This is a genomic window from Mucilaginibacter angelicae (assembly GCF_042434235.1).
In the GTDB taxonomy this organism is placed as follows: Bacteria; Bacteroidota; Bacteroidia; order Sphingobacteriales; family Sphingobacteriaceae; genus Mucilaginibacter; species Mucilaginibacter angelicae.
Window position 1 is genome coordinate 98,252 of record NZ_JBHLTS010000017.1, and the last position, 24,849, is coordinate 123,100.

The following is a 24,849-nucleotide window of genomic DNA, read 5'->3' on the forward strand; positions in this document are numbered from 1 at the left end:
AAATCAGTCAGCAACTATTATAACACACATCATTAAAAAAACACATTACCAAATTATTACCTATTCTTCTGTCGCTAACTGAAAGTTTATTGGGATATTATATTTAACACGTACGTTTTGGCCATTTTGTACACCAGGCTTCCAGGCTTTGGCCAGTTTAAGTACCCGCAGGGCTTCTTCATCAAAACCATAACCGGCACCGCGGTCAACTTTGATATTTGATAAACTGCCGTCTTTTTCTATAATGAAGCTTAAAAACACCCTCCCTGATACGCCCTGCTCCTGTGCCACTGCCGGAAAACGCAGGTTCTTCTGCAAAAACTTGGCCCAGGCTGCTGCCCCACCTACTGGTTCGGGCATAACTTCAAGTGTTTCACCAATTGTGTGAACGCCATTATCTTCTGTTACACCGGGTCCGCCAGGTCCCTGTTCTTTAGTTCCCATAGCATTCTCGGGCGGCCCATCACCTTTAATGGTTTCCGGCCCTACTGCATTTTTATTAAGCTCGGCAACTGTTGGAGGCTCTGTTGTTACATCTTCCTGCACAAGGTGCGGTGTGGTATACTTAATGGTTGGAGTTGGTGCTGCAGCCTTAACCGGTTCAGCAGGTTTGCTTTTCTGAGGTTCCACGACTTCATCCTTTTTGGGTGGAGGAGGTATTACTTTTGTAAGATCAACCTCAGTAATTCCAACTAAATTTTCATGTTTCGGCGTATGCTTAAAAATAATAGCTGCCGCTGATAAAAGAGCTACTGCCGCAAAAGCTATGCCCATGGATTTTGCCATGGTACGCCCATAATTTTGCCGTAATTCATAAGCACCGTAATTTTTGTTACGATGGTCAAATACAAGGTCGAGCCACTCGGCGTTGTACAAATCAAATTTGGTGATAAGCATATTTTCGGAATTAAATTTCAATAATAACGAATATACATACTTTATATTTTGCAAAAGATAAAAATAATTCAAAATAATTTTGCCGGTTTTTTCATCAGATTTTCATCTTGGCATAAAAACCACCAATTGATAATAATTCTTTAAAAAGAAGTCAAAATCAGAGTTTTTTATTATCAATTAAATAAAATCAATAATAAAAACATCAGTTTAAGTCTAATTTTAATATCTAAATCATTAAAAACTTAAAATATTTTAAAAAAAAGTACAATTATTTTATTTTTTTATTACTTTTAGATATGGTTAACAGGCTTTATAAACTTATCGCCTTATTTTTTTTACTCTTTCACGGATTTTCAGCATCCGCAAAGGGTGGATTATACCATTACTACCATAAAACCACAAAAAATACCACTGTATCTGCCACAATACCGCATCATACTCCATTAAACTTAGAGTTTGTACTTAATAATGTACCTGCTCCGGTTATTAATGTACAGCAACACAGAGGCGCACATTCTTTACAGGCGTTTGTAACAACGCCCGGCAGCTACACAATTAAATTTAAGTATCTTGATTTTATTTGCGGCCTGGGCACAAGCAAACTATCCCAATTCCGCAAACTCATCCTTTTTCCGTTTCACGATTTTTGGTAGGCTAAAAAACAACTCCAACCCTCATGCCCTGATTAAGCATGCGGGATTTATTGTTTTTTAAAAAAATTTAGTTTTAATGCTGTCCGGTATTTTTGATTGGATACCGGACAGTATTATTCAAACCTTCATTTTTTCCTCCCTTAAACCCAAAACATGAAAAAATTCATACCCTTTGGCATACTCTTAATTATAATTGTATTAGCCCTTATATACCCTTCCGTTACCCTTACAACCGTTAAAGACAGCAAAATTGATACGGGTGATACCGCCTGGCTATTAGTAAGTACCGCCCTTGTACTAATCATGACCCCTGGCCTGGCATTTTTTTACGGCGGTATGGTGAGCAAAAAAAACGTACTTTCAACCATGCTGCAAAGCTTTGTTTGCATGGGCGTAATTACCGTTATATGGGTAATATTTGGCTTTAGTCTTGCCTTCGGCGAAGATGAGCTTGGCGGCTTTATCGGCAACCCCGGCACTTTCTTTATGATGAAAGGCACATTAGGTAATGCTACCTGGGAGCTTGCCCCAACCATCCCACTGGTATTATTTGCCATGTTCCAGTTAAAATTTGCGGTGATCACCCCGGCCCTTATCACCGGCGCATTTGCCGAAAGGATCCGCTTTAACTCATACGTGATTTTCCTTTGCCTTTTTATGGTATTCATATATGCTCCGTTAGCTCACGCTACCTGGCACCCAAAAGGTTTCCTGTTTGGCAAAGGCGTGCTTGACTTTGCAGGCGGCACAGTAGTGCACATGAGTGCAGGCTGGGCGGCTTTAGCATCGGCCATCTATTTAAAAGGCCGTAACGAAACGTCACACAATCCTGCCCGTATCAGTTACGTATTATTAGGCACAGGCCTACTGTGGTTCGGCTGGTTTGGCTTTAACGCGGGTTCGGCTTTAGGTTCGGGCACATTGGCAGCTACCGCTTTAGCAACAACAACTACAGCATCAGCTGCAGCAGCTATGGCATGGATGTTTTTTGATATCCTTCGCGGTAAAAAACCAAGCGTATTGGGTGCATGTATAGGCGCAGTTGTAGGCCTTGTTGCCATTACTCCCGCAGCCGGCTTTGTAACTATCCCTCACTCATTAATTATCGGCATCGTAGCCGCTGTAGTAAGCAACCTGGTTGTGATCTGGAGAAGCAAAACCAATATCGACGACACCCTCGACGTATTCCCCTGCCATGGCGTAGGCGGCATGGTTGGTATGTTATTAACAGGTGTATTCGCACACCAAAATGTTAACGCCGCCAATACAACCGGCAATGGTTTATTTTACGGCGAAACGCATCTTTTCATTGTTCACGTAATTACACTTGTAGGTGTATCAGCATTTGCTTTCTTCGGTTCATTTATCTTATTAAAGATCACCGATATGATCAGCACACTGCGTGTAACACCAGAAGAAGAGCTTGCAGGCCTTGACATCAGTCAGCACGACGAAGAATTATAATACCCCTGTTCCAAACTGATCAAACCAAACAATTAACAACAAAAAAACTAAACGCCGCATTTTTTAGATGCGGCGTTTTTTATTCGTCTTATACTATTTCTTTTTAGCCAGCCCAACAACTGCTCACTGCACACCGACAACTGCAAACTAAACAACTACCAGTCTTTGGTCGAGATCTTATTAACCTTTTTAACCTCTGGCTTTTTAACAAGCGATGATGCTTTAAGCATGTAAGCCTTTAAGCGATCGCCCACTTGCTTGCTATTAGCTATCACCTGGTCAAGATAGTTGTTAAAATCAGTTTTAGATAATTTACCCGATGCCTTTTCAAGCGGAATATCACCGCCCGGCACAGGCTCTGATGAACCATAACGGTTACGCTGATAAGGCTGGTAAACAAAATCAGTTAACCAATACCTGTATTTGGAGTCTTTAGCTTCAATAACAAGGGTATAGTGTATTTCTCCGCCTTCACTGCTGCCTACCAGCCCTTTTTTTGAGATCATGTAGCCACCAACAGCGGTAAGCGAATGATTTTCTTTCTCACTTTTCAAAAGCCCGAGCGTTTTTTTAGGATACGCAGCATTTAAAAAATACAAACCACGGTTATACAGGGTATCAGCATTTGATCCGGGCTGATCAACCAGTTTGTAGTAAATATATTTATCATGCTCATCAAAAGATAATGAATCTTTTTGAGCAGATGCATTTTTAGCAAACAGGACAAGAAGCGAAACAACAATAATATTTTTCATCCGAACAAGTGTTATTAAAATGAAATCTCCCCAATCACCATAACGGTAATATTTAAAAACAATTTCACCCTATAAAGATAAAAGCCTCCCGGTTATATCAGGAGGCTTTTTGCAAATAATGTTTTTATTAAAATTAGAAAGCGTACACTGCAGCTAACAAAAATTGAGAAGCTGATTTTGTAAAGGTAGTGCCATCACTTTTAATAAAGCTATCAACATTTTTAGTATGATCTAACCTTACTTCAGGTATAAAAGTTAAAGGACCGGCTTTAATGTTTGCTGTTAAAGTTGAAGCAAACACTGAGTTACCCGGAGAGATACCTACATCAGGACCGCTATTTGTAGCTTTTGCCTTGAAGTATTCTTCCCTTAAACCAAAGGTAACTACTTTTGAAACTGCCAGTTGCGGATACAATGCATAGCCATAATAGTTTAACGCACCGCCGCCTGATTTTCTTGCAGCGTTTAAGCCTAATTTAAAGGCATCGGTAACCTGATACGCCGTGGTTAAATCCAATATGGTACCAGAATATTTACCGCTTGCAAGGTTAAGATAAGCTGTCCAGCCTTTAACCGGCGATACAAACAATTGAGCGCCAAAAGTTGATACCTCAGGAGTGTTTGAATTTGATTTGTAAGTATTCCAGTTATCGTTAAAGATGCCCGCCATTAAGCTCACTTTATCAGAGAAAGCATAAGTTGCTTTAAAACCCGCGTTTTGGAACGGGCCTGCGGTAAACAGATACGATGTTGAATAGTTAAAATTAGCAACCGGGCTAATAACTTCATAACCAACAAATGTTGCCATGTAACCAGCTGTTAAATTTAAGCTTGAGGTTACATCATATGAAACATATAAGTTTTGGATATGATATGAATCACCGTTTGAACCGGCAGGAATTGATTGCTCCTGTCCACGCGGACCAAAAGACATTTCACCTACAAATGATGCTTTACCTACCTTTTTCTTTAACCCCAGGTCAATCATACCGATAGATACCGAATTCTGATCGCTTCCGAACGAGGTTTGAATATTAGGATGCTTGGCGAAGTCATATTTAAAATAGGTATCTACCGAACCGTAGACAACCAATGGCGCGTCTGATGTTGTTTTAACAGTGTCCTGGGCCTTAACCGTAAAGGCCGCAATTGAAAAAAATGAGAAGAGTAAAATTACTTTTTTCATGATAACGATTTAATTGTGAATTGATAAACTATTTTGTTAATTGTTGTTTTTTTCGGGGAACAGAGCTATTATTATTTGATTATCAACACCTTGCAATTAAAAGGATCATTTATGTGTCGGCATAAAAAATCCCTGTACGGTTGGCAACGGCAACGTCCATTAAATAAACTACCACTTCCCAACCGCACAAGGCATCAATATCTTCGTTAAGCTGTCAAGCTTATACTTTCAAGCTTAGGCTTCTGAAGCAACTTTAGCACCTTTATCAAAAAGGCCGCTTAAGCTGATCTCATCATCCTGAACAGGGTAAACTTCAATACCGTGATCGAATACGTCGATACCACCGGCACCGGCTTCACCATGTTCTTCGATACGTAATTTCCATGGATGACCTAATTTGTTGATCACAAACATCATCACATAAGTAACCACGAACACCGCAAGGGTAATGGTTAAGCTACCTATCAGCTGCGCTTTCAATACATCAAACCCACCACCGTAAAACAAGCCTGCTACCGGAGCAGAGTTATCGGCACCAGTTGGGCCTGTAGCACCGTACTGACCTGATGCAAATAAACCTAATGATAAAGTACCCCAGATACCGCAAAGACCGTGTACAGATACTGCGCCAACCGGATCGTCGATACGGAACCACTCAATCAGGTAAACACCTGCAAATATTACGAAGCCGGCAACTACACCCAACAGGATAGCACCAAGCGGGCTTACCCAGTAACAAGGGCAGGTAATTGCAACAAGACCACCTAAAAATCCATTTATTGTAAAGGCCAAATCAAATTTGCCTTTTGTTGGGCCAAACCATAAAGCGGCAAGCATAGCAGCAAAGCCGCCGGCGCAGGCTGCAAGCGTGGTGTTAGCTGCAACGCGGCCGATACCCTGCATATCCATTGCAGATAATGTTGAGCCTGGGTTAAAACCATACCAACCAAACCAAAGTATAAAACCACCTACAGCGGCAACCAATAAGTTATGGCCTGCAGGTAAACCGCCTTTTTCTTTATCATCACGGGCAAAAATGCGGCCTAAGCGTGGGCCTAATACCATTGCACCTGCCAGTGAAGCAACACCACCAATGGTGTGTACTACTGTTGAACCGGCAAAATCACGGAAAGGCTGAGCGCTTATTGATTTAAACAAGCCTGAAGTTCCCATTAAAGCAAGGAAACCATCCGGGCCCCATGCCCAGTGACCGATGATAGGATAGATAAAGCCGGTAATACCGATACTGTAAAGGATATCGCCACGGAAACTGGTACGGCCAATCATTGCACCTGATACAATGGTTGAGCAGGTATCAGCAAAAGCGTACTGGAAAATCCAGTGTGCCAATACCGGGATACCGGTTGAACCATAAGTTTCAGGAGTATTTTGAAGGAAGAACCAGGTTTTACCATCAGCACCGCCCCAGCCAATAAAGCCGTTGCCATTGCCAAACATAAAGGCATAACCTATGGCGTAAAATAGTAAACCACAAAGACAAGTATCAAAAATACATTCCATCAGCACGTTCACAGTTTCGCGCTTACGGGCAAAACCAGCTTCGAGCATAACGAAACCTGCCTGCATACCAAATACCAAAAAGGCAGCAACCAGTGTCCAAACAGTATTAACTGTGTTAATTAATGACGTTTCATGGGCGGTGTATGTTTCAGCAGCGTGAGCTTTTGTACCAAATACACCTGGCAAAACCATCATTGCGGCAAAAACCAGCAACAAGCCAATCATTTTCCCTGTAAAAATGGTTGCTCCCAGCGCCCATTTTTCACGTGTCAGCTGTCGGACTGAACTTAGGAAGTTGTGTTTTGTAGAACCTACTTTCATCGTTTAATTTAGTTTGATTGTTTTTTAAAAATTAATTAGTTTGATTGTTGTATTTAAATTTAGTTTGATTGCTATTTTCAATTACTAAACGCCTTTTACCTCTAATCCCCACTTTCTACCTATAAAATTTTCATTTTTTTTATAAAAAGCATAATAATTGGCGTGTTTTCGTAAATTATTTTCTGAAATTAGGTAGTATTTTTAAGAATAACAAATTATTAATGATAAATTAATGGTAAAAAATCAAAAAATTATGAAAATCGCAAAAACAGGCCACTTAGAATGGCATTTTTTAACTATTTGAAAATTGATTTTTCAATAAAATTTCAATTTACTTATTAAAAAATTTAAAAAACATTCATTTTTAAAGCACATGCATTCATTTTATCCTTTTTTAAATAAAAAAACAGCCAAATAATGCTTAAAAATGTAGTTTTTCTGACTTTAGGTGAAATTTCTTAGATATTTAAGACTTTCCGGTTAAATTTTCCCACTTTTTTAATCATTAGGTGGTATGTTATATTTCACTTAATTTTGCCCCGTATTTTAAAGGATAGTTATAATTTTGACTGCTAACCTTTATTTAAACCTCATAAAATATGTCCAATATTCGTTTTAAAGCCTTACAGGATGTACTTTCAAGAACAATTCCTGAAGTAAAACCACCTTCACCAAAAATTTCTGACTATTTCGGATCAAATGTTTTCGATAAAAAGAAAATGAAGGAATATCTTTCATCAGAGGCCTACCAGGGAATAGTAAATTCAATTGAAAAAGGCGAACCTATCCCCCGCGACCTTGCCGAACAGATCGCTTCGGCCATGAAAGCATGGGCTTTAGGTAAAGGCGCTACACATTATACACACTGGTTTCAACCGCTTACCGGCACCACTGCCGAAAAGCATGACGCCTTTTTTGAACCCACTGCCGATGGTGGTGCTATAGAACGTTTTTCGGGTGATGCGCTTGCCCAGCAGGAGCCGGATGCATCGAGCTTTCCGAGCGGCGGCATCCGTAATACTTTTGAGGCCCGCGGTTATACCGCCTGGGACCCTTCATCACCTGCCTTTTTAATGGCACGTACTTTATGTATCCCAACAGTATTTGTTTCGTACACCGGCGAGGCGCTTGATTATAAAGTACCTTTATTAAAGGCATTGAATGTGCTGGACAAAGCAGCAGTTGACGTTTGTCACTACTTTGATAAGGGCATTGAAAAGGTAAATGCTTCATTAGGTATTGAGCAGGAATACTTTTTGGTTGACATTGCCCTGTTTAATGCACGCCCCGACCTTTATTTAACCGGCCGCACATTATTCGGCCATATCTCTGCTAAAAACCAGCAGCTGGAAGATCATTATTTTGGTTCGATCCCGGAGCGCGTATACGCTTACATGCAGGATATGGAAGCCGAAGCTTTGCAATTAGGCATCCCGCTTAAAACCCGTCATAATGAGGTAGCACCATCACAATTTGAGTGCGCACCTATATATGAAGAGATCAACCTGGCTATTGACCATAATCAATTGTTGATGGATTTGATGGACCGTGTTGCCAAACGCCATAACTTTAAAGTGCTGCTGCATGAAAAGCCTTATGCAGGCATCAATGGCTCTGGTAAGCATAATAACTGGTCGCTGATAACCAATACCGGTAAAAACCTATTATCGCCGGGTAAAACGCCAAAAAATAACCTCATGTTCCTTACCTTTTTTGTGAATACCATAAAAGCGGTTCATGAACATGCCGATCTGTTAAGGGCATCTATCGCATCTGTTAATAACGATCACCGCTTGGGCGCCAACGAAGCCCCTCCGGCCATTATATCTATATTCCTGGGCAGCCAGCTTAATGATGTATTAGATGAGATAGAAACATCCCGCATCAGCAAGAAGATCAAAGAAGAGAACCTGCTGTGGCAGGGCATCCCTAAGATCCCGCAGATCTTGCCTGATAATACCGACCGTAACCGTACTTCGCCTTTTGCCTTCACCGGTAATAAGTTTGAGTTGCGCGCAGTTGGTTCGTCGGCCAATTCGGCCAGTCCGATGACTATCCTTAACCTCATCGTAGCCGATCAGCTTAAAAAATTCAAATACGATGTAGATAAACTGATGAAAAAAGGTGAGAAAAAAGACCTTGCCTTATTAATGGTGATCAAAAAATACATCAAAGAATCAAAAAACATCCGTTTTGAGGGAAATGGCTACAGTGAAGAGTGGGAAAAAGAAGCCGCGTTAAGGGGCTTACCTAATATTAAAACCACACCAAAAGCGCTTGATGCTTTACTAAGTGATAAATCAGAACACCTTTTTGCCGAAACCGGTGTATTCTCTGTACGTGAAGCCCATGCCCGCCACGAGATTTTGCTGGATGCCTTCTATAAAAAATTACAGATAGAAGCCCGTGTAATTGGCGAACTGGTAATGAACGTAATCATTCCTTCGGCAATAACTTACCAAAGCAAACTGATTGAAAATGTTAAAGGCCTGAAAGATCTTGGCCTGGCCGAATCAACTTACGCCTCACAGCTCGATATCATCAACCGGATCTCGGAGCATGTGAACTTCATCAAAACCAATACCGAGCAAATGGTTAATGAACGCAAAAAGGCCAACGTTATTGAGGATATCCGTCAGCGAGCTATTGATTATGATGAAAAGGTAAAATCATTTTTCCAGCCCATCCGCTACCATGTTGATAAATTGGAGCAACTGGTTGATGATAGCTTATGGCCACTGCCTAAGTTTAGGGAGTTACTATTTATTAAGTAAAATTTCATTCAAAAATATGAAGGCCGCTAATGTTAAAATATTAGCGGCCTTTGTGTTTCAGCTTAGCAAACTATTAGCTAATTATCGAACGTACTTTAAACATCTTTTGTGACCGATAGCCCAATATACTTGAGATTTCATTGTTAAAAAAACGTTGCAAAAAACCCAGGCTGCTTGCATTCGCGCCGCCATTCCCATTTTTATCCAAACCATTAACAATTTTTAAGTTTCCGACAAATATCATCTTGTCCTTAAACTGCAAAAAATCCTTTCGCCAAATAACAAAGCTATAGCTTCCTAAATAGTATGGTTTAATTTCAGGATGCATTACCCACATATTTTCCAGTTCCTGGTTAGGATATTTAAAAATTCCGTCTTTAAAATTTGCCACTCCCCAAAAGTCACTATTCATGGCATCCGTAATTAAAGGCATCCTTTCGTCATCGTAAGTCAAAGCAGCGAAAGTATAATTGTGAGGACTTCGTAAAGTGTAAACACTTGTACAAAGGATCATTTTATACCTGTTATCAGCTGCTAAAAATGCTAATACATCACCCTGATTCATCTTTCGAATAATTATGCTATATCCCTATGCAAATAAATCACTCGCCTTGTGCTGTTCAATAAGCACTGCCCGGTATTTACTTAACAAAGCCGATTTAGATATAAAACCTATAAACTGATCGTCTCTTATTACTGGCAGCTGCCAAACATCAATAGCATCAAACGTATCCATTACACTACTGGCGGGTTGCTCATAGTCAATCACCATTGGCGGCTCTATCATAATATCAGATATCAGGCTATCGGCTATCTCCTTATTAAATAACCGGCGACGGATATCATCTATCAGTACCACCCCTTCCAGGCTGCCATCATCTTTCAGTACAGGAAAAATATTAGCGTCGGTTTTGGCTAATACCTTATAAAAATCGGCCACAGTCATTGATTTATCAACGGCGGTGTATTTACGATTAATAATACTATCAAGAGATATGGCATTCAGCATCCCATAATCCTGGCCTGGCTGGATATTGTTTTCATGAATGAGATGGCTCCAGTACATGTTATGGGGCGATGAATAACGCGATATAATGTATGATATGGCCGATACGATCATGAGCGGGATAAAAAGTACGTACCCGCCGGTAATTTCGGCAATCAGGAATATAGCTGTAAGCGGAGCATGCAGCACACCGGCCAGCGCACCGGCCATACCTACTGCAATAAAATTACTGGTATTTAAATGGATCAAGCCGGTTTGATTAACACCAAAAGCCACCAGCAAACCAAGGAAAGCCCCAGTAAACATGGTTGGCGCAAAAGTACCGCCATTTCCGCCCGCACCTATGGTTATCCCCGCAGCAATGATCTTCATAAACACCAATGCAGCTATAAACAAAAACATGATCAGCGGCTGATCGAGGAAATCACCAAACAGTGTCTCTTCTTTAAGCACATGAATATTACCGTTTAATATTGCAGTTAAATAATGATACCCCTCGCCAAATAATTGCGGGAACACAACAATAATTAGTCCCAAAAGTACCCCTCCGGAAATTGCCCTTATGTAGCGGTTCTGTTTTTTGAATATTCCTCTCTCCAGCTTACCGCCTACTTTGGATATATAAATAGCAACCCAACCGCTCAATACCCCCAACACCACGTAAAACGGCAGTGCATTCATTACCCAGCCTTCGGTAACAAGGTGAAACAACTGACCCGAGTATAAGGCCTTTGAAACCACAACACCTGTGGCCGATGCTATTAATAACGGTATAAAAGTTGGAATGGTGATTTCCCCTATCAATATCTCGAGCGAAAATAAAACACCGGCTATGGGACTATTGAATACCGCCGCTATACCAGCAGAAGACCCTGCTGCTAATAATACCGTTTTTTCATATGGCGTAAGCTTAAAAAATTTACCCACGTTTGAGCCTATTGCCGTACCTGTGCAAACAATAGGCGCCTCCAATCCTGCCGAGCCGCCGAAGCCTACGGTTAATGAACTTGTTATCAAGTGCGAATAAATATTATTGACTTTGATATTTGAGCGGTTCTTTTTGATATTGATGAGGATCTTACCTATCCCCTTTTCAATCTTGTCGCGGTTTATTAAATGCTGATAGGCCACTGTGCCTAAAATGCCGATTGCCGGCAAAAACACATAGGCAATATGATAGTACAAATGCGACGAGATATTGCGGCTGAGTTCTTCCATCAAATGTACCAAAAACTTAAGGGCCACGGCCGCAAGCCCTCCGACAAAACCAACAAATACACTGCAATAAATTAAAAAATTACGTTGGCTATTACGTTTCAATCGCCAGCGGTTTATTTTATAGGAAAGTGTTTTTAACATAACAGCAGTATATACCCATTATGCTGATGAAGTGATATCAGCGCGGATTATTTTACAGATCGATATATTAATGGTATGCATCAATCTATTTTCCTACAAATTAACGCAATTTCGCGCAGAGTATATTACAGGAATAAATGACCAGGAACTTATAAATCCTAATCTTCACGAATTTGATCAAATTATATGGGCATAACTCTTTTGAGCCTGCTATTTTGACAGCGAACTAATAATAAGGGCATAAAGCTCTTATGGCTGTTCTTCTTCGGTGAGTTTTAACAATACAGCCTCGTTTTTTATGCGGATATTTTTGCCCGATACTTCGATAAGCTGCTCATCAATAAAATCATTAATGGTACGAAAAAGCGATTCATAAGCAGCGCCTGTAAAGGAGGCCATATCTTGCCGGGTAAGTTCAATATCAATAAAGCCTTCGTTGTTAACCCCAAATTTATTTTTGAGGGAGATAAAAGCCTGGGCTACGCGTCCTTTAACCGGCATGTGTGCCAGGTTACGCATCCGTTTTTCGGATTCCTGCAGCTCGTTGGCAAAAAAGCGCATCAGCCTGATCACGAAATTATTATTAACCTGGAGCGTGCTTTCAAAAAAAGGCATATCGATATAACAAACAATGCCGGCCTCAATAGCGGTGGCCGAAACAGGGTAATACCCGGTATCGCCAAGCCCCAGGTGACCAACGATATCACCTTTGCGGGCAAAGCGGAGAATGAGCTCTTTCTCATTATCCCATTTTTTATGAACCTTTATCGCGCCCGAGTAAACAAAGTAAATACCCGTTACAGGATCGCCTTCTTTAAATATCTGCTGTCCTTTTTTTACAAAAACATTTTGCCTGGCAACACCGATTGCCGGTTTCCAATCGGGCAGGCAGTGCGTACATAAAAAGCACGTCCCAAGGTCGCATTTATCTTTGTCTTTCGCCATGTATTAAAAACCGCTAAGTTATTTAAAAGTAGCGGCCTTTTGGCTGTTCTCAGGCAGCCATATTAAAAATAAGGCCAAGGCCCATCAGCACACCTCCTCCAAAAACAGGCCACGGAAATGATCGTACACCGTTGATATAGATAGTCCAGGGATGAGAATCAAAAGGGTTAACTGTGTTTAGGTTCCTGAATAATAGTAGTCCGGCAGCAACGCCTGCCGCACCTAAAACGAAAAGAATAATACTTGCTGTTTTCATAATTAATTGTTTACGCAATGATCTTTAATCAAAAACGAAGCAAAAATGATATAATTATATTGCATATGCAATATAAAATTAAACTAAAAATTCTTTTCAATAGCAATATATATTACCTTTGCAATAAATTAAACACTGTCCCTTCAAGGTATAAGGGATATTTCAGATCATGGAAACAACACAGAACGCCATCCCCGTTTCGCCCTCCTTAAACGAACTCTACAATTTTAAATCCGGCATGAAAGGAACGCGGCAAATGAAAACAAGGCTCTTATTCATATCAGCTCTTTGTATCCTCATTGCCTGCCTTATCAGCATAATAGCTAAAGGACTTATTTATTTAATCAACATTGTTACCAATATTTCATTTTATGGAACTTTGGATACCGGCTTTCACAGCCCGGCCAACAATCACTTAGGGGGCTGGGTAATTGTTATACCTGCCATAGGGGGCATCATAGTAGGGCTAATGGCGCTTTATGGCTCAAAGGCTATCAGAGGGCATGGCATTCCCGAAGCCATGGAGCAAATCCTGGTAAACAAAAGCAAAATAAAACCTGCTATCACTTTTTTAAAACCGGTATCATCTGCCATTGCTATTGGCACCGGCGGCCCGTTTGGCGCAGAAGGGCCGATCATTGCTACCGGCGGCGCATTGGGATCAACACTCGGACAGTTGTTTAAAATATCGCCTAACGAGCGTAAGATCATCCTGGCGGCAGGTGCTACGGCGGGCATGTCGGCAATATTTGGTACACCTATAGCTGCCGTATTTTTGGCTATCGAGTTGCTTTTGTTCGAGTTTTCACCAAGAGCGATATTACCTGTAGCGCTGGCCTGCATTACAGGAGCGGCAGGACACCATTTGCTGTTCGAAGCAGGACCGGTATTCCCGATGCCTGATGTGGATGCACCCTCGAACATGGCACTCGCCGTTTACAGTATGATTGGTCTTGCTATTGGTTTTATATCTATGGGCCTTACTAAAATTGTTTATTTTATTGAAGATAATTTTGAAAAATTGCCCATACATTGGATGTGGTGGCCTGCTTTGGGAGGCCTGGCGGTTGGTTTTATAGGTTATTTTGCCCCGCATACGCTTGGTGTGGGTTATGATAATATTATCAGCATTTTGTCCGGCACTTTATCATTAATGCTCATTGTCAGGTTATGTTTTTTCAAGTTCCTTTCGTGGGCAATAGCTTTAGGCAGCGGCACCTCGGGCGGTACGCTCGCACCGTTATTAACTATCGGCGGCGCGGCCGGAGCTGCATTTGGAGCTTTGGTTCATCTGCTTTTCCCGAAATCGGGTGTGAGCATACCTATTGCGGCACTTATTGGTATGGCATCTATGTTTGCAGGCGCTTCGAGGGCATATTTAACCAGCATTACTTTCGCACTTGAGGCTACCATGCAATCGCATGCGCTGCTGCCGCTGCTGGGGGCCTGTACAGCATCGTACCTGGTATCATTCTTTTTGATGGAAAATACGATCATGACCGAAAAAATAGCACGCCGTGGCGTTTACACCCCCGACTCATACGAGCCCGATCTGTTGCAAATGCTCAATGTTGCTGATGTAGTAAAAGAAACAGGAATAATATTGACATACACAGACACCATTGCACATGTACGCGGATTATTAGCTACCGATAAAACCACCGGCAAATTTTTTATTGTTACCGCGCCCAACGGTACTTACGCAGGAATGGTAAGCGCTGCCGACATTTATAATTACAGCCTGGATCCGGCATCAAGCATTGAACTAATTATTAAAACCAGTATGCAGGCTGTGAAAAACAATGATTCATTAAAACACGCTGTAAATCTCATGGCCAAAGAAGGTGCCGAGGTACTACCCGTTATTTCGGCAGGCAACATGGTAATTGCAGGGATAAGCTATAAAGATATACTGAATGCTTATCAGCGTTATATTAACGAAAACAGGGAAACAAATACGCAAATCTCGCTTAAACGCCGAAGGCTTAAAATGATGGCCGGCGGCCGTAAAGGTGCGCCATTGAAACAAGAGGCTTAATTATTTAAGAATAAATAAAAAGGGGATTTACTGAAGTTAACAACTTCGGGCAATCTTAAAAATTCCAGTTAAATAGAAAATTCATTTAACTGGAATCCTTATTAGTACAATTAGACCTGATAGCCTTATATTTGCCCATGATTTCTTCGCAAAGATATGATCAGCGTGGCGTATCAGCCTCCAAAGATGACGTTCATAATGCCATAAAAAACATCGACAAAGGCATTTTCCCAAAAGCATTCTGCAAAATTGTACCCGATATATTAACCAACGACCCTGAGTACTGCAATATCATGCATGCTGACGGCGCAGGTACTAAATCGTCACTGGCCTATACTTACTGGAAAGAAACCGGCGATATCTCCGTATGGCGTGGCATAGCGCAGGATGCCATTATCATGAACCTTGATGATTTGCTTTGTGTTGGCGCAACGGACAATATCCTATTGTCATCAACCATTGGCCGTAACAAGAACCTTATTCCCGGCGAAGTTATTGCCGCTATCATTAATGGTACGGAAGAAATTTTAGCCGAACTGCGTGAGGCCGGCATCGGCATCTACTCAACCGGCGGCGAAACTGCCGACGTAGGCGATCTGGTGCGCACCATCATTGTTGATTCGACAGTTACCTGCCGCATGAAACGTGAAGATGTGATATCAAACCATCGCATTGAACCCGGCGACGTAATTGTTGGCCTTGCATCATACGGACAAGCTACTTACGAAAAAGAATATAACGGCGGCATGGGTTCAAACGGCCTTACATCGGCCCGTCATGATGTGTTTAACAAAACCATCGCCGAAAAATTCCCCGAAAGCTATGATGCAGCTATCCCTTATGATCTGATCTTTTCGGGCAGTAAAAACCTTACCGATACAATTGATATCGGTAACGGCCAAACAGCAACTGCAGGCAAGCTTGTTTTGAGTGCCACCCGTACTTACGCCCCTATTATTAAGCAAATACTGGATGGCTACCGCGGCCAGGTACACGGCATGGTACATTGCAGCGGCGGCGCGCAAACCAAAGTATTACACTTTATTGAAGGCCTGCATATCATAAAAGACAACCTGTTCCCTGTACCTCCGCTGTTTAAACTCATTCAGGAGGAATCAAAAACCAGCTGGCAGGAAATGTACAAGGTATTTAACATGGGGCACCGCATGGAGCTTTATGTACCTGAAGCCATTGCCGCCGAATTGATCAGCATCTCAAAAAGCTTTGGCGTCGATGCGCAGATCATAGGTCGCGTTGAAAAGGCCGATACTAAAAAGGTGACTGTAACATCTGAATTTGGGGTGTTTGAGTACGAATAAAAACACGATGTAACGCTTATGCTAAGGTTTCTGGCTACATTATCACCATTTAATTTATGGATGATATTTTTAGCGGAAAACCTGCTCGTAACCGCATTGGCACTGCTATTTGGCTGGCTGATATTAAGGCTAAATAAAAAGCCCATAAAGCAGGCCAGCAGGAACGAGGTATTGATATGCCTGCTTACCAACCTTATCAATACGATTATCACTTATGCCGGTTTCTGGCTTTTCGGGCATGGATATATACAGCTTATTTTTGAAATAAACTGGCTTACCCTTTTTGATTTCCTGCTGCTTTTTTTTTTAATGGATTTCGCTATGTTCGTTTTCCATTACCTGATACATCATTCGGCGGTATATAAGGTGGTGCATAAATTTCATCATCATTATGCAGATCCCATCCCTATCGATCTTTTTGTACTCCATCCGTTCGAAACCATCAGCTTTGGCGCGCTTTGGCTTATAATGCTGGTATTGTATACCTTCAATTTCTACGCGGTACTCATCTACCTAACTATCAACGTATTTTTTGGTGTAACAGGGCACCTGGGTATTGAGCCTATACCTGCAAACATAAGAAAGACATTTCCCTTTAAATATTTAGGAACACCGTCATTCCACCACCGCCATCATCTTGACATTAATCACAATTTCGGCTTTTATACCAACATCTGGGATAAGCTATTCAAAACTTATAAACCCTGACACATGGGTAATCCTTGTTAAATATCCTGTTCCAAATTCTTAAGGTTCCCTTTTATTGATCCGGTATTTGTCAGCATTTGCAAATATTCAATTAGCATTACAAATACAATTTCGGAGTAACACCTTATTAGCAACATCAAACTAACAAAAAAGTCCCGGCCAATTGGCCGGGACTTTCAATTATATTATAAAGTATTTCTTAGTTAAAGATATACCTTACACCAATTTGCGCCTGGAAGCGTGAGAAGGTGCTGATATCATTGATGAATGATTTAGTAACCGGAATTTGGTTATTAGCATCAAGATAAGGGAATGAATAAGTAGGACGGCCAGTTGTAGCATCTGTACCAGCATACCTTAACACAGTAGTTGCACCGTTGTTGAAACCGCTGTATGAAGTTTGATATAAACCCCAGTTACGGTTCAATAAGTTAGTGAAGTTAATCACGTCGAAAGTGAACTCAAGTGTGTTTTTGGTTTTACCAGCCTGGATCATGAAGTCTTGTGCAAAATGCAAGTCAAGTCTTTTGTAAGTAGGCAAGATAGTACCGTTTCTTTGTGCGTACTGACCTCTGTGTGCGCTTAAATACGAATCCTGGTTAATAAAGCTATTTAACTGGTTCCAGATTTGAGCTGGGGTACGGTTATCAACAGTACCGTTAGCAGATGGGGCGCCAGGAACAAGTAGGATGTCACCCTGATTTTTAGGGATAAACATCAGGTCGTTGGTAGCACCGTCATTGTTAGGGTCATTGCTGGTGATGTAAGAAATAGCACCGCTGTTAGCAGCTTCAAATACTAAACCAACTGTAGTAGCTAAGTTTTTAGCGTATTGTTTACGGTAAGATACTGTAGCGATGATACGGTTTGGCTGAACGTATGAGCTGTTTGAAAGGTTATCGGCATTAGGGTTGCCGGCAACATACCTGGTGCTCCAGATAGTGCTTGCAGTTGAACCACCGTCGTTAACGTCTTTAGTTTTGGTATAAGTATAGGCAACACTTGCAGCAAAACCGTTAGTGAAGCTTTTTTGTAACTGACCTGTAACGAAGTAAGAGAAACCTTTGTTGGTATTCTTCATGTAATACAAACCAGTGATTGACGGGTTTGCTGCAGTTGCAACAGCCGCAGCCGGTGTTGTATTTTTTGAAGTGTAACGGATTTGTCCTTCTGTACCTGGCAATGTGGCAAAGCCGTCAGACAGAACAAGGTTTTGGTGATAAATAGCACGGATATCTTTGGTATATGCACCTTCGATAGTAGCAACGATGCCACCTGGCAATTTTTGGTCAACTGCTAAATTTGTTCTCCAGATTTTTGGATATTTCAAGTTAGGATCAGCAACGTCTAATTCGTAAGAAGTATTAGCAGCTGCGTTTGCAGGACGGTTTGCGTTAACATCCGGTTTGAAAATTAAAGCTGGATTAGTTGGGTCGTTAGCTTTGGTAATTGTTTTTGAACCAAATAACAAACCATTGTTTGAAGCCTGGTTTGAAATCCATACAAACGGTACTGAACCGGTGAATAAACCAGAACCACCACGGATCTGAGTTGACTGATCACCATTAACATCCCAGTTAAAACCTACACGAGGAGATAGCTGAATCCTGTTTTTTGGCAATTTAGAAACATCAACATGTGTACCGCCCTGGAAAGTTAAAGCAGCAGCATTGGTATTTGCAGCTAAAGTAGTAGGAAATTGATCATAATCAGCCCTTAAACCATAGGTTAACCTGAAGTTATCAGTTACGTGGAATTTATCCTGTACGTAAACGCTATAAATAGAAGCTTTTATTTTAGCATAAGGAATACTATTACCAACTGCAGAGTAACGTAATGTATATGCAGCAGCAGCATTGCCATTCAAAAAGTCAGATGCTGAGTTATAGGTGTATAAACCGTTATAATCAGGAGCAAAACCGTTGGTGTAGCTCTGGATCTGGTTGCTTGTACCTAAAGTGAACTCATGTTTACCGGCATATATGGTGTAGTCGTCAGAAAACTGCCAGATGTTTGTGCTCAACAAGTTACCGGCTGTATACAATTCAGAACCAAAGCTGGTTGCTGTTGCAGTAGCACCTGTAATTTGAGTACCATCAACGGCATTTGTACCGTTGCCGATATCAACCATTGGTAATAAACCTTTACCTAAGAAATTACGGAAATCCCTAAGTGCAGAGTAGCCAACAGTTAATTTGTTTGACTGGTTGTTGCTGATACGGGTATCTAACTCAATAATACCAATGTTAAAGTTGTTATTGATGGTATAGCCTGAACCGTAGAAAGGTAACGTGTTAGGACCTGGCGCACGGGTAGTACCATAACCAACAGCTGTTTTACCATCGCTGTTGCTGATACCTGAGTTACTTGCAGGCTGATCTTTGTATGATTTCAGATAAAAATATTTAGCACTTAAAGTGTTGTTTTTATCAATGTTCCAATCAAGCTTAGCAGTTAATTTATTGCTGTAAGTGTTATAGTTATAGCCTTGGTAAGCACCAGGATCATAACCTAATGTGATCAATTTAGCTTTGATAGCATCAAGTGTTGAAGCTTGCACCGCCGAAACGTTTGCACCACTTGCACCATTGCCACCGGCTACATAAACAGTTGCAGGTGGTTGAGTGATTCTTTCCTGCTCACCTGATACGAATAAGAACAATTTGTTTTTGATGATCGGGCCGCCTACTGCAACACCATCTGTATGATAACTAACAGGGGTTACATTCAGATTGGTTGGGCCAACATGATAACCTTGTAATTTTGAACCACGTGCGTAATAGTAAGCAGTACCTTTAACCTGGTTAGTACCTGATTTTACTACAGTGTTTACACCAGCACCGGTAAAGTTACCCTGACGTACGTCATAAGGAGCAATATCAACCTGAATCTGGTCAATCGCGTCCAATGAAATTGGCTGTGAGCTTGTTTGACCACCCAATGTACCTGATAAACCAAACGAGTTATTGAACAAAGCACCGTCAACAGTGATGTTGTTGAAAGCACTGCTACGACCGCCAAATGATAAACCGTTAGCTGAAGGAGTTAATTTGGTGAAATCAGACAATGAACGGGCGATAGTCGGCAGGTTTTCAATTTGCTGACGGCTGATAGTTTCGCGGGCGCCGGTACGTGATGAGTTGATCACTTTACCTGAAGTGCCTACCACTTTAACCTCGCCTAATGCTGTAGTATTATCTTTAAGTACGGCAGCGATCCTTTGATCCTGGCCAATTGACAGGGTAATATTGTCCTGTACATAAGTAGTGTAACCAATAAAGGATACTTTAAATGTGTATGGGCCACCTACCCTTAAGTTAGGGATGTTGTAACGACCGTCGGCACGGGTTACAGTCGAATACACAGTACCTGTTGGAACGTGTGTAATAGATACGGTTGCACCGGGAATAGCACCTTTAGCATCGGTAACGGTACCGTTAATGCTGGCGGTGGTTACACCCTGGGCTAATACGTTCTTGCCAGTGAAGAACGAAAAGCCAATCAGAAGTAATAAAAGAAGGTAATGCTTCCTCATAAATTGCTTTTTTAATTATACGTTTAATTAATTGGCGCAAAGATAATTAATGAACCAATTCGCAATGTTAAGTTAACGTTAACAATTATTATATATTTATCAACATTTTACATGATAAATACAAAAACCATAAAACAATGGTTACAAGTGATGAAAATATCGCAAATAATATGGTTTAAATCATATCGGCATTCAACGGTTAAATTGTAGCCGCCGATTTTATGACACAGCGCAGATATAAATAACCAATGGTAAGGCATATATACCGGCAGTACATTTTTTGGTTTCAGCCCTTTTACTTAGCTTTGGCATTCCAAAAATAGGGGCTGCGGAAAAATCATAAAAACCCGCGCTACTTATTTACCTTTGAAACGAAATTAAAGTATATCAATAATAATATGGATTACGATGTAATTGTTATAGGGTCGGGCCCGGGTGGTTATGTAGCAGCTATCCGCGCTTCCCAGCTTGGTTTAAAAACCGCCATTGTTGAAAAAGACTCATTGGGCGGTATCTGTTTGAACTGGGGTTGTATCCCAACCAAGGCTTTGTTAAAAAGCGCCCAGGTTTTTGAATACCTTAACCACAGTACCGATTACGGTATTAAAATTAACGGCGCCGGCGAAGTTGATTTTGCCTCGGTTGTTAAAAGAAGCCGCAACGTTGCCGATGGCATGAGCAAAGGCGTTCAGTTTTTAATGAAGAAAAACAAGATTGATGTGCTTGTTGGCTTTGGCAAATTAAAAAGCAAAGGCGTTGTTGAAGTTAAAGCTGCCGACGGTTCGGCTAAAGACTACAGCGCAAAGCATATTATATTAGCTACAGGCGGCCGCTCACGCGAGTTACCTAACCTTAAACAGGATGGTAAAAAAGTTATCGGTTACCGCCAGGCCATGATATTGCCACAGCAGCCAAAATCTATGATCGTGGTTGGTTCGGGCGCTATCGGTATCGAATTCGCTTACTTCTATAATGCAATAGGTACAAAAGTTACCGTGGTTGAATATCTTGATAACATTGTTCCGCTTGAGGACGAAGATGTATCAAAAGCATTAAACCGCATCCTTAAAAAACAAGGTATCAATATCATGACCAGCTCAAATGTGGAGTCGGTTGATGCCAGCGGCGACCTTTGCAAGGTTACAGTTAAAACAGCTGCCGGCACCGAAGTACTGGAAGCCGAGATCGTACTATCAGCAGTAGGTATTGCTACCAACCTTGAAGGTATAGGCCTTGAAGAAAACGGCGTTAAAACCGAACGCGGTAAAGTATTGGTTGATGATTTTTACCGTACCAACGTTGAAGGCGTTTATGCCATTGGCGATATCGTTAAAGGCCAGGCCCTTGCTCACGTAGCATCTGCCGAAGGTATCATTTGCGTTGAAAAAATTGCCGGTCAAAACCCGCACCCGCTTGATTATAATAACATTCCGGGCTGTACTTATTGCTCGCCTGAAGTTGCCTCTGTTGGTTATACCGAAAAAGCAGCTAAAGAGGCTGGCTATGAAGTTAAAGTTGGTAAGTTCCCATTCTCGGCATCGGGCAAGGCAAGTGCTGCCGGCGCTAAAGATGGCTTTGTAAAAGTGATATTTGATGCCAAATACGGCGAGTTCTTAGGTGCTCACATGCTTGGCTACAACGTTACCGAAATGATTGCCGAAGTAGTTACAGCCCGCAAGCTGGAAGCTACCGGTCATGAGATCATCAAATCGGTACACCCTCACCCAACCATGAGCGAAGCAGTAATGGAAGCAGCAGCCGAAGCTTACGGCGAGTGTATCCATTTGTAGTAATTAGTTCATGGGGTATGGTTCATAGATCATAGTTCATGGTTGATAGTTTATAGCTACAACACATATTTAAAGCCTCAAATTAAATGTACAGCATTTAGTTTGGGGCTTTTTATTTTCTATGCCATTTTCCCGGCATCTAAAAATAATATTATAATTTAGCCATATCAGTTTCACAGGTCTAATCTGTAAAGATCACGAACCATCGGCTATGATCTACGAACCATCAACCATGAACTAAAATGAACTTACACACCATCGATACCGGCTTTTTCAAATTAGATGGCGGGGCTATGTTTGGCGTTGTTCCGAAAACCATCTGGAGCAAAACCAATCCTGCCGATGAAAACAATCTTTGCACCTGGGCTATGCGCTGCCTGCTGGTTGAACATGAAAACCGGTTAATATTAGTTGATACAGGCATTGGTAACAAGCAAAGCGAAAAGTTTTTCAGTTATTATTACCTGCATGGCAATGCCAGCATGGATAGCTCATTAGCTTCATTAGGTTTTCACAGGAATGATATTACCGACGTATTTTTAACCCACCTTCACTTTGACCATGTTGGCGGTGCCGTTATACGCGAAGGCGAAAACTTGCTTCCTGCCTTTAAAAACGCCACCTACTGGAGCAACCCCAAACACTGGGACTGGGCAGTAAACCCCAACGACCGTGAAAAAGCTTCTTTTTTTAAGGAGAATATCATACCCATACAAGAAAGCGGTCAGCTGAAGTTTATTGATACTGAAGATGGCATCAATTTCATGAAAGATTTTGAGATTCGTTTTGTATCCGGCCATACCGAATCAATGATGCTGCCACTCCTTAATTATAAAGGCAGGCAAATTCTGTATATGGCCGATCTGCTGCCCTCTATAGGGCACCTGCCTATCCCTTATGTAATGGCCTATGATATGTTCCCGCTGCAAACGCTTGCTGAAAAAAAAATATTTATAAATGAAGCACTGGAAAAAGAATATATATTGTACTTTGAACACGATCCGGAAAACGAATGCTGTACACTACAGCAAACAGAAAAAGGAATAAGGATGAAAGAAGCCTTTAAACTAAGCGAGATTTGAGCAGTGTCATAAGATCACCACAAAAATCATACCGCTTGGTAATTTGAACAATTATTATTATAAAAAACCACATAATCTTTACACAATACAAACTAAACACTCATTATCAATAAGTTACAATATTAATTATCGCTGTATTTTTTTTCAAAATACTTTAAGCGATTGTATTTTTTTAGAACAAATTTGTAGATTTACACGTTCTACTCCCTAAGCACTGAGTAGAGAGGCTTAATAAACTAAATGAGACAACTCAAAATAACGCAATCCATTACCAATCGCGAGTCACAATCGCTTGATAAATATCTGCACGAGATTGGTAAAGTTGACCTGATAACTGCCGAAGAAGAAGTAATATTAGCTCAAAAGATCCGTGAGGGCGACCAGGCGGCATTAGAACGCCTCACCAAAACCAACCTGCGCTTTGTTGTATCTGTTGCTAAACAATATCAAAACCAGGGTCTTACTTTGGGCGATTTGATTAACGAAGGTAACCTTGGCTTGATTAAAGCTGCTAAACGTTTTGACGAAACCAAGGGTTTTAAATTTATTTCATATGCTGTATGGTGGATCCGCCAGTCGATACTGCAGGCTATTGCCGAACAATCGCGTATTGTGCGTTTACCGCTTAACCAGGTAGGCTCATTAAGTAAAATCAGCAAAGCCTTCTCTAAGTTAGAGCAGGAATATGAGCGTGAGCCTTCACCCGAAGAGCTTGCCGATATCCTTGAAACTACTGTTGATAAGATCTCTGATACGCTCAGCAATTCTGGCCGCCACGTATCTATGGACGCGCCGTTTGTACAGGGCGAAGAAAATACGCTGCTTGATGTACTGGAAAACCAGGAGCCAAACACCGATTCGATCCTGATCAATGAGTCGTTATCTGAAGAGATCAAACGCTCACTATCAACCCTTACCGAGCGTGAGCGCGAGATCATCGTGTTGTTCTTTGGTTTAGGCACTAATCACCCGCTTTCATTAGAAGAAATTGGTGAAAAGTTTAACCTTACCCGTGAGCGTGTACGCCAGATCAAGGATAAAGCCCTGCAACGCCTGCGTCATACTTCGCGTAGCAAAATATTGAAATCATATTTAGGTTAATCACAACCTTTAAAATATCAGAAGCCATCGGTTAAAGCCGGTGGCTTTTTTGTTTGTCCTACATACCCTCCTACCGTCATTGCGAGGTACGAAGCAATCCCAAACTATACAGAGGAATTTGCATAGCTGCTCTGCTTAT

At 41.3% G+C, this 24,849-nt stretch carries 17 protein-coding genes; 8 read left to right on the forward strand and 9 right to left on the reverse strand.

What is annotated here, in order from left to right:
* Positions 1-60: 60 nt before the first annotated feature.
* Positions 61-897, reverse strand: coding sequence for an energy transducer TonB (locus ACFFGT_RS05440; protein ID WP_377021496.1), 837 nt, complete (start codon positions 895-897; stop codon positions 61-63).
* 806 nt (positions 898-1,703) lie between these two features.
* On the opposite strand from ACFFGT_RS05440, the gene ACFFGT_RS05445 reads away from it, so the two are divergent.
* On the forward strand, positions 1,704-3,014 hold the full coding sequence (locus tag ACFFGT_RS05445; protein ID WP_377021497.1) for an ammonium transporter: 1,311 nt from the start codon (positions 1,704-1,706) through the stop codon (positions 3,012-3,014).
* A 155-nt stretch (positions 3,015-3,169) separates the two neighbouring features.
* On the opposite strand, the gene ACFFGT_RS05450 is transcribed toward ACFFGT_RS05445, so the two are convergent.
* The 3 genes from ACFFGT_RS05450 to ACFFGT_RS05460 form a co-directional block, all read right to left on the reverse strand.
* Positions 3,170-3,769 (reverse strand): DUF4468 domain-containing protein, encoded by a 600-nt coding sequence (locus ACFFGT_RS05450; protein WP_377021498.1) that lies wholly within the window; start codon positions 3,767-3,769, stop codon positions 3,170-3,172.
* A 133-nt stretch (positions 3,770-3,902) separates the two neighbouring features.
* Entirely contained in the window at positions 3,903-4,955 is a 1,053-nt protein-coding gene (locus ACFFGT_RS05455) for a porin (RefSeq protein ID WP_377021499.1), read from the reverse strand.
* A gap of 234 nt (positions 4,956-5,189) precedes the next feature.
* Positions 5,190-6,797 carry an ammonium transporter gene (locus ACFFGT_RS05460; protein ID WP_377021500.1) on the reverse strand — a complete coding sequence of 536 codons (1,608 nt, stop codon included), beginning with the start codon at positions 6,795-6,797 and terminating at the stop codon, positions 5,190-5,192.
* A 599-nt stretch (positions 6,798-7,396) separates the two neighbouring features.
* Between ACFFGT_RS05460 and ACFFGT_RS05465 the strand changes: the two genes are divergently transcribed.
* Positions 7,397-9,571: a glutamine synthetase III family protein gene (locus ACFFGT_RS05465; RefSeq protein WP_377021501.1), complete on the forward strand. Its 2,175-nt coding sequence runs from the start codon at positions 7,397-7,399 to the stop codon at positions 9,569-9,571.
* 73 nt (positions 9,572-9,644) lie between these two features.
* Here ACFFGT_RS05465 and ACFFGT_RS05470 read toward each other — a convergent pair whose 3' ends face one another.
* The 4 genes from ACFFGT_RS05470 to ACFFGT_RS05485 form a co-directional block, all read right to left on the reverse strand.
* A complete protein-coding gene (locus tag ACFFGT_RS05470; protein ID WP_377021502.1) occupies positions 9,645-10,136 on the reverse strand; it encodes a hypothetical protein in 492 nt (163 codons plus the stop codon).
* Positions 10,137-10,160: 24 nt separating this feature from the next.
* Positions 10,161-11,936: a chloride channel protein gene (locus ACFFGT_RS05475; protein ID WP_377021503.1), complete on the reverse strand. Its 1,776-nt coding sequence runs from the start codon at positions 11,934-11,936 to the stop codon at positions 10,161-10,163.
* Positions 11,937-12,185: 249 nt separating this feature from the next.
* Positions 12,186-12,881 carry a Crp/Fnr family transcriptional regulator gene (locus tag ACFFGT_RS05480; protein ID WP_377021504.1) on the reverse strand — a complete coding sequence of 232 codons (696 nt, stop codon included), beginning with the start codon at positions 12,879-12,881 and terminating at the stop codon, positions 12,186-12,188.
* Positions 12,882-12,930: 49 nt separating this feature from the next.
* Entirely contained in the window at positions 12,931-13,137 is a 207-nt protein-coding gene (locus ACFFGT_RS05485; protein ID WP_377021505.1) for a hypothetical protein, read from the reverse strand.
* A gap of 169 nt (positions 13,138-13,306) precedes the next feature.
* On the opposite strand from ACFFGT_RS05485, the gene ACFFGT_RS05490 reads away from it, so the two are divergent.
* The 3 genes from ACFFGT_RS05490 (at position 13,307) to ACFFGT_RS05500 (ending at position 17,202) form a co-directional block, all read left to right on the forward strand.
* Positions 13,307-15,175: a chloride channel protein gene (locus tag ACFFGT_RS05490; protein ID WP_377021506.1), complete on the forward strand. Its 1,869-nt coding sequence runs from the start codon at positions 13,307-13,309 to the stop codon at positions 15,173-15,175.
* A 137-nt stretch (positions 15,176-15,312) separates the two neighbouring features.
* Positions 15,313-16,494 carry an AIR synthase related protein gene (locus ACFFGT_RS05495; protein ID WP_377021507.1) on the forward strand — a complete coding sequence of 394 codons (1,182 nt, stop codon included), beginning with the start codon at positions 15,313-15,315 and terminating at the stop codon, positions 16,492-16,494.
* Positions 16,495-16,512: 18 nt separating this feature from the next.
* Positions 16,513-17,202, forward strand: coding sequence for a sterol desaturase family protein (locus ACFFGT_RS05500; RefSeq protein WP_377021508.1), 690 nt, complete (start codon positions 16,513-16,515; stop codon positions 17,200-17,202).
* A gap of 199 nt (positions 17,203-17,401) precedes the next feature.
* Here ACFFGT_RS05500 and ACFFGT_RS05505 read toward each other — a convergent pair whose 3' ends face one another.
* Positions 17,402-20,737 carry a TonB-dependent receptor gene (locus ACFFGT_RS05505; RefSeq protein WP_377021509.1) on the reverse strand — a complete coding sequence of 1,112 codons (3,336 nt, stop codon included), beginning with the start codon at positions 20,735-20,737 and terminating at the stop codon, positions 17,402-17,404.
* Positions 20,738-21,135: 398 nt separating this feature from the next.
* On the opposite strand from ACFFGT_RS05505, the gene lpdA reads away from it, so the two are divergent.
* The 3 genes from lpdA (at position 21,136) to ACFFGT_RS05520 (ending at position 24,710) form a co-directional block, all read left to right on the forward strand.
* Positions 21,136-22,527 carry a dihydrolipoyl dehydrogenase gene (gene lpdA / locus ACFFGT_RS05510; protein ID WP_377021510.1) on the forward strand — a complete coding sequence of 464 codons (1,392 nt, stop codon included), beginning with the start codon at positions 21,136-21,138 and terminating at the stop codon, positions 22,525-22,527.
* A gap of 242 nt (positions 22,528-22,769) precedes the next feature.
* The gene (locus ACFFGT_RS05515; RefSeq protein ID WP_377021511.1) at positions 22,770-23,609 is read left to right on the forward strand and encodes an MBL fold metallo-hydrolase; all 840 of its coding nucleotides are present in this window, start codon (positions 22,770-22,772) and stop codon (positions 23,607-23,609) included.
* A gap of 240 nt (positions 23,610-23,849) precedes the next feature.
* Positions 23,850-24,710 carry a sigma-70 family RNA polymerase sigma factor gene (locus ACFFGT_RS05520; RefSeq protein ID WP_090466905.1) on the forward strand — a complete coding sequence of 287 codons (861 nt, stop codon included), beginning with the start codon at positions 23,850-23,852 and terminating at the stop codon, positions 24,708-24,710.
* Positions 24,711-24,849 lie beyond the last annotated feature (139 nt).

What these genes read in the sequence shown, in the direction of transcription:
- ACFFGT_RS05440 (WP_377021496.1), bottom strand. Translation starts at nt 897, where the DNA reads ATGCTTATCACCAAATTTGATTTGTACAACGCCGAGTGGCTCGACCTT.
- ACFFGT_RS05445 (WP_377021497.1), top strand. Translation starts at nt 1,704, where the DNA reads ATGAAAAAATTCATACCCTTTGGCATACTCTTAATTATAATTGTATTA.
- ACFFGT_RS05450 (WP_377021498.1), bottom strand. Translation starts at nt 3,769, where the DNA reads ATGAAAAATATTATTGTTGTTTCGCTTCTTGTCCTGTTTGCTAAAAAT.
- ACFFGT_RS05455 (WP_377021499.1), bottom strand. Translation starts at nt 4,955, where the DNA reads ATGAAAAAAGTAATTTTACTCTTCTCATTTTTTTCAATTGCGGCCTTT.
- ACFFGT_RS05460 (WP_377021500.1), bottom strand. Translation starts at nt 6,797, where the DNA reads ATGAAAGTAGGTTCTACAAAACACAACTTCCTAAGTTCAGTCCGACAG.
- ACFFGT_RS05465 (WP_377021501.1), top strand. Translation starts at nt 7,397, where the DNA reads ATGTCCAATATTCGTTTTAAAGCCTTACAGGATGTACTTTCAAGAACA.
- ACFFGT_RS05470 (WP_377021502.1), bottom strand. Translation starts at nt 10,136, where the DNA reads ATGAATCAGGGTGATGTATTAGCATTTTTAGCAGCTGATAACAGGTAT.
- ACFFGT_RS05475 (WP_377021503.1), bottom strand. Translation starts at nt 11,936, where the DNA reads ATGTTAAAAACACTTTCCTATAAAATAAACCGCTGGCGATTGAAACGT.
- ACFFGT_RS05480 (WP_377021504.1), bottom strand. Translation starts at nt 12,881, where the DNA reads ATGGCGAAAGACAAAGATAAATGCGACCTTGGGACGTGCTTTTTATGT.
- ACFFGT_RS05485 (WP_377021505.1), bottom strand. Translation starts at nt 13,137, where the DNA reads ATGAAAACAGCAAGTATTATTCTTTTCGTTTTAGGTGCGGCAGGCGTT.
- ACFFGT_RS05490 (WP_377021506.1), top strand. Translation starts at nt 13,307, where the DNA reads ATGGAAACAACACAGAACGCCATCCCCGTTTCGCCCTCCTTAAACGAA.
- ACFFGT_RS05495 (WP_377021507.1), top strand. Translation starts at nt 15,313, where the DNA reads ATGATTTCTTCGCAAAGATATGATCAGCGTGGCGTATCAGCCTCCAAA.
- ACFFGT_RS05500 (WP_377021508.1), top strand. Translation starts at nt 16,513, where the DNA reads ATGCTAAGGTTTCTGGCTACATTATCACCATTTAATTTATGGATGATA.
- ACFFGT_RS05505 (WP_377021509.1), bottom strand. Translation starts at nt 20,737, where the DNA reads ATGAGGAAGCATTACCTTCTTTTATTACTTCTGATTGGCTTTTCGTTC.
- lpdA (WP_377021510.1), top strand. Translation starts at nt 21,136, where the DNA reads ATGGATTACGATGTAATTGTTATAGGGTCGGGCCCGGGTGGTTATGTA.
- ACFFGT_RS05515 (WP_377021511.1), top strand. Translation starts at nt 22,770, where the DNA reads ATGAACTTACACACCATCGATACCGGCTTTTTCAAATTAGATGGCGGG.
- ACFFGT_RS05520 (WP_090466905.1), top strand. Translation starts at nt 23,850, where the DNA reads ATGAGACAACTCAAAATAACGCAATCCATTACCAATCGCGAGTCACAA.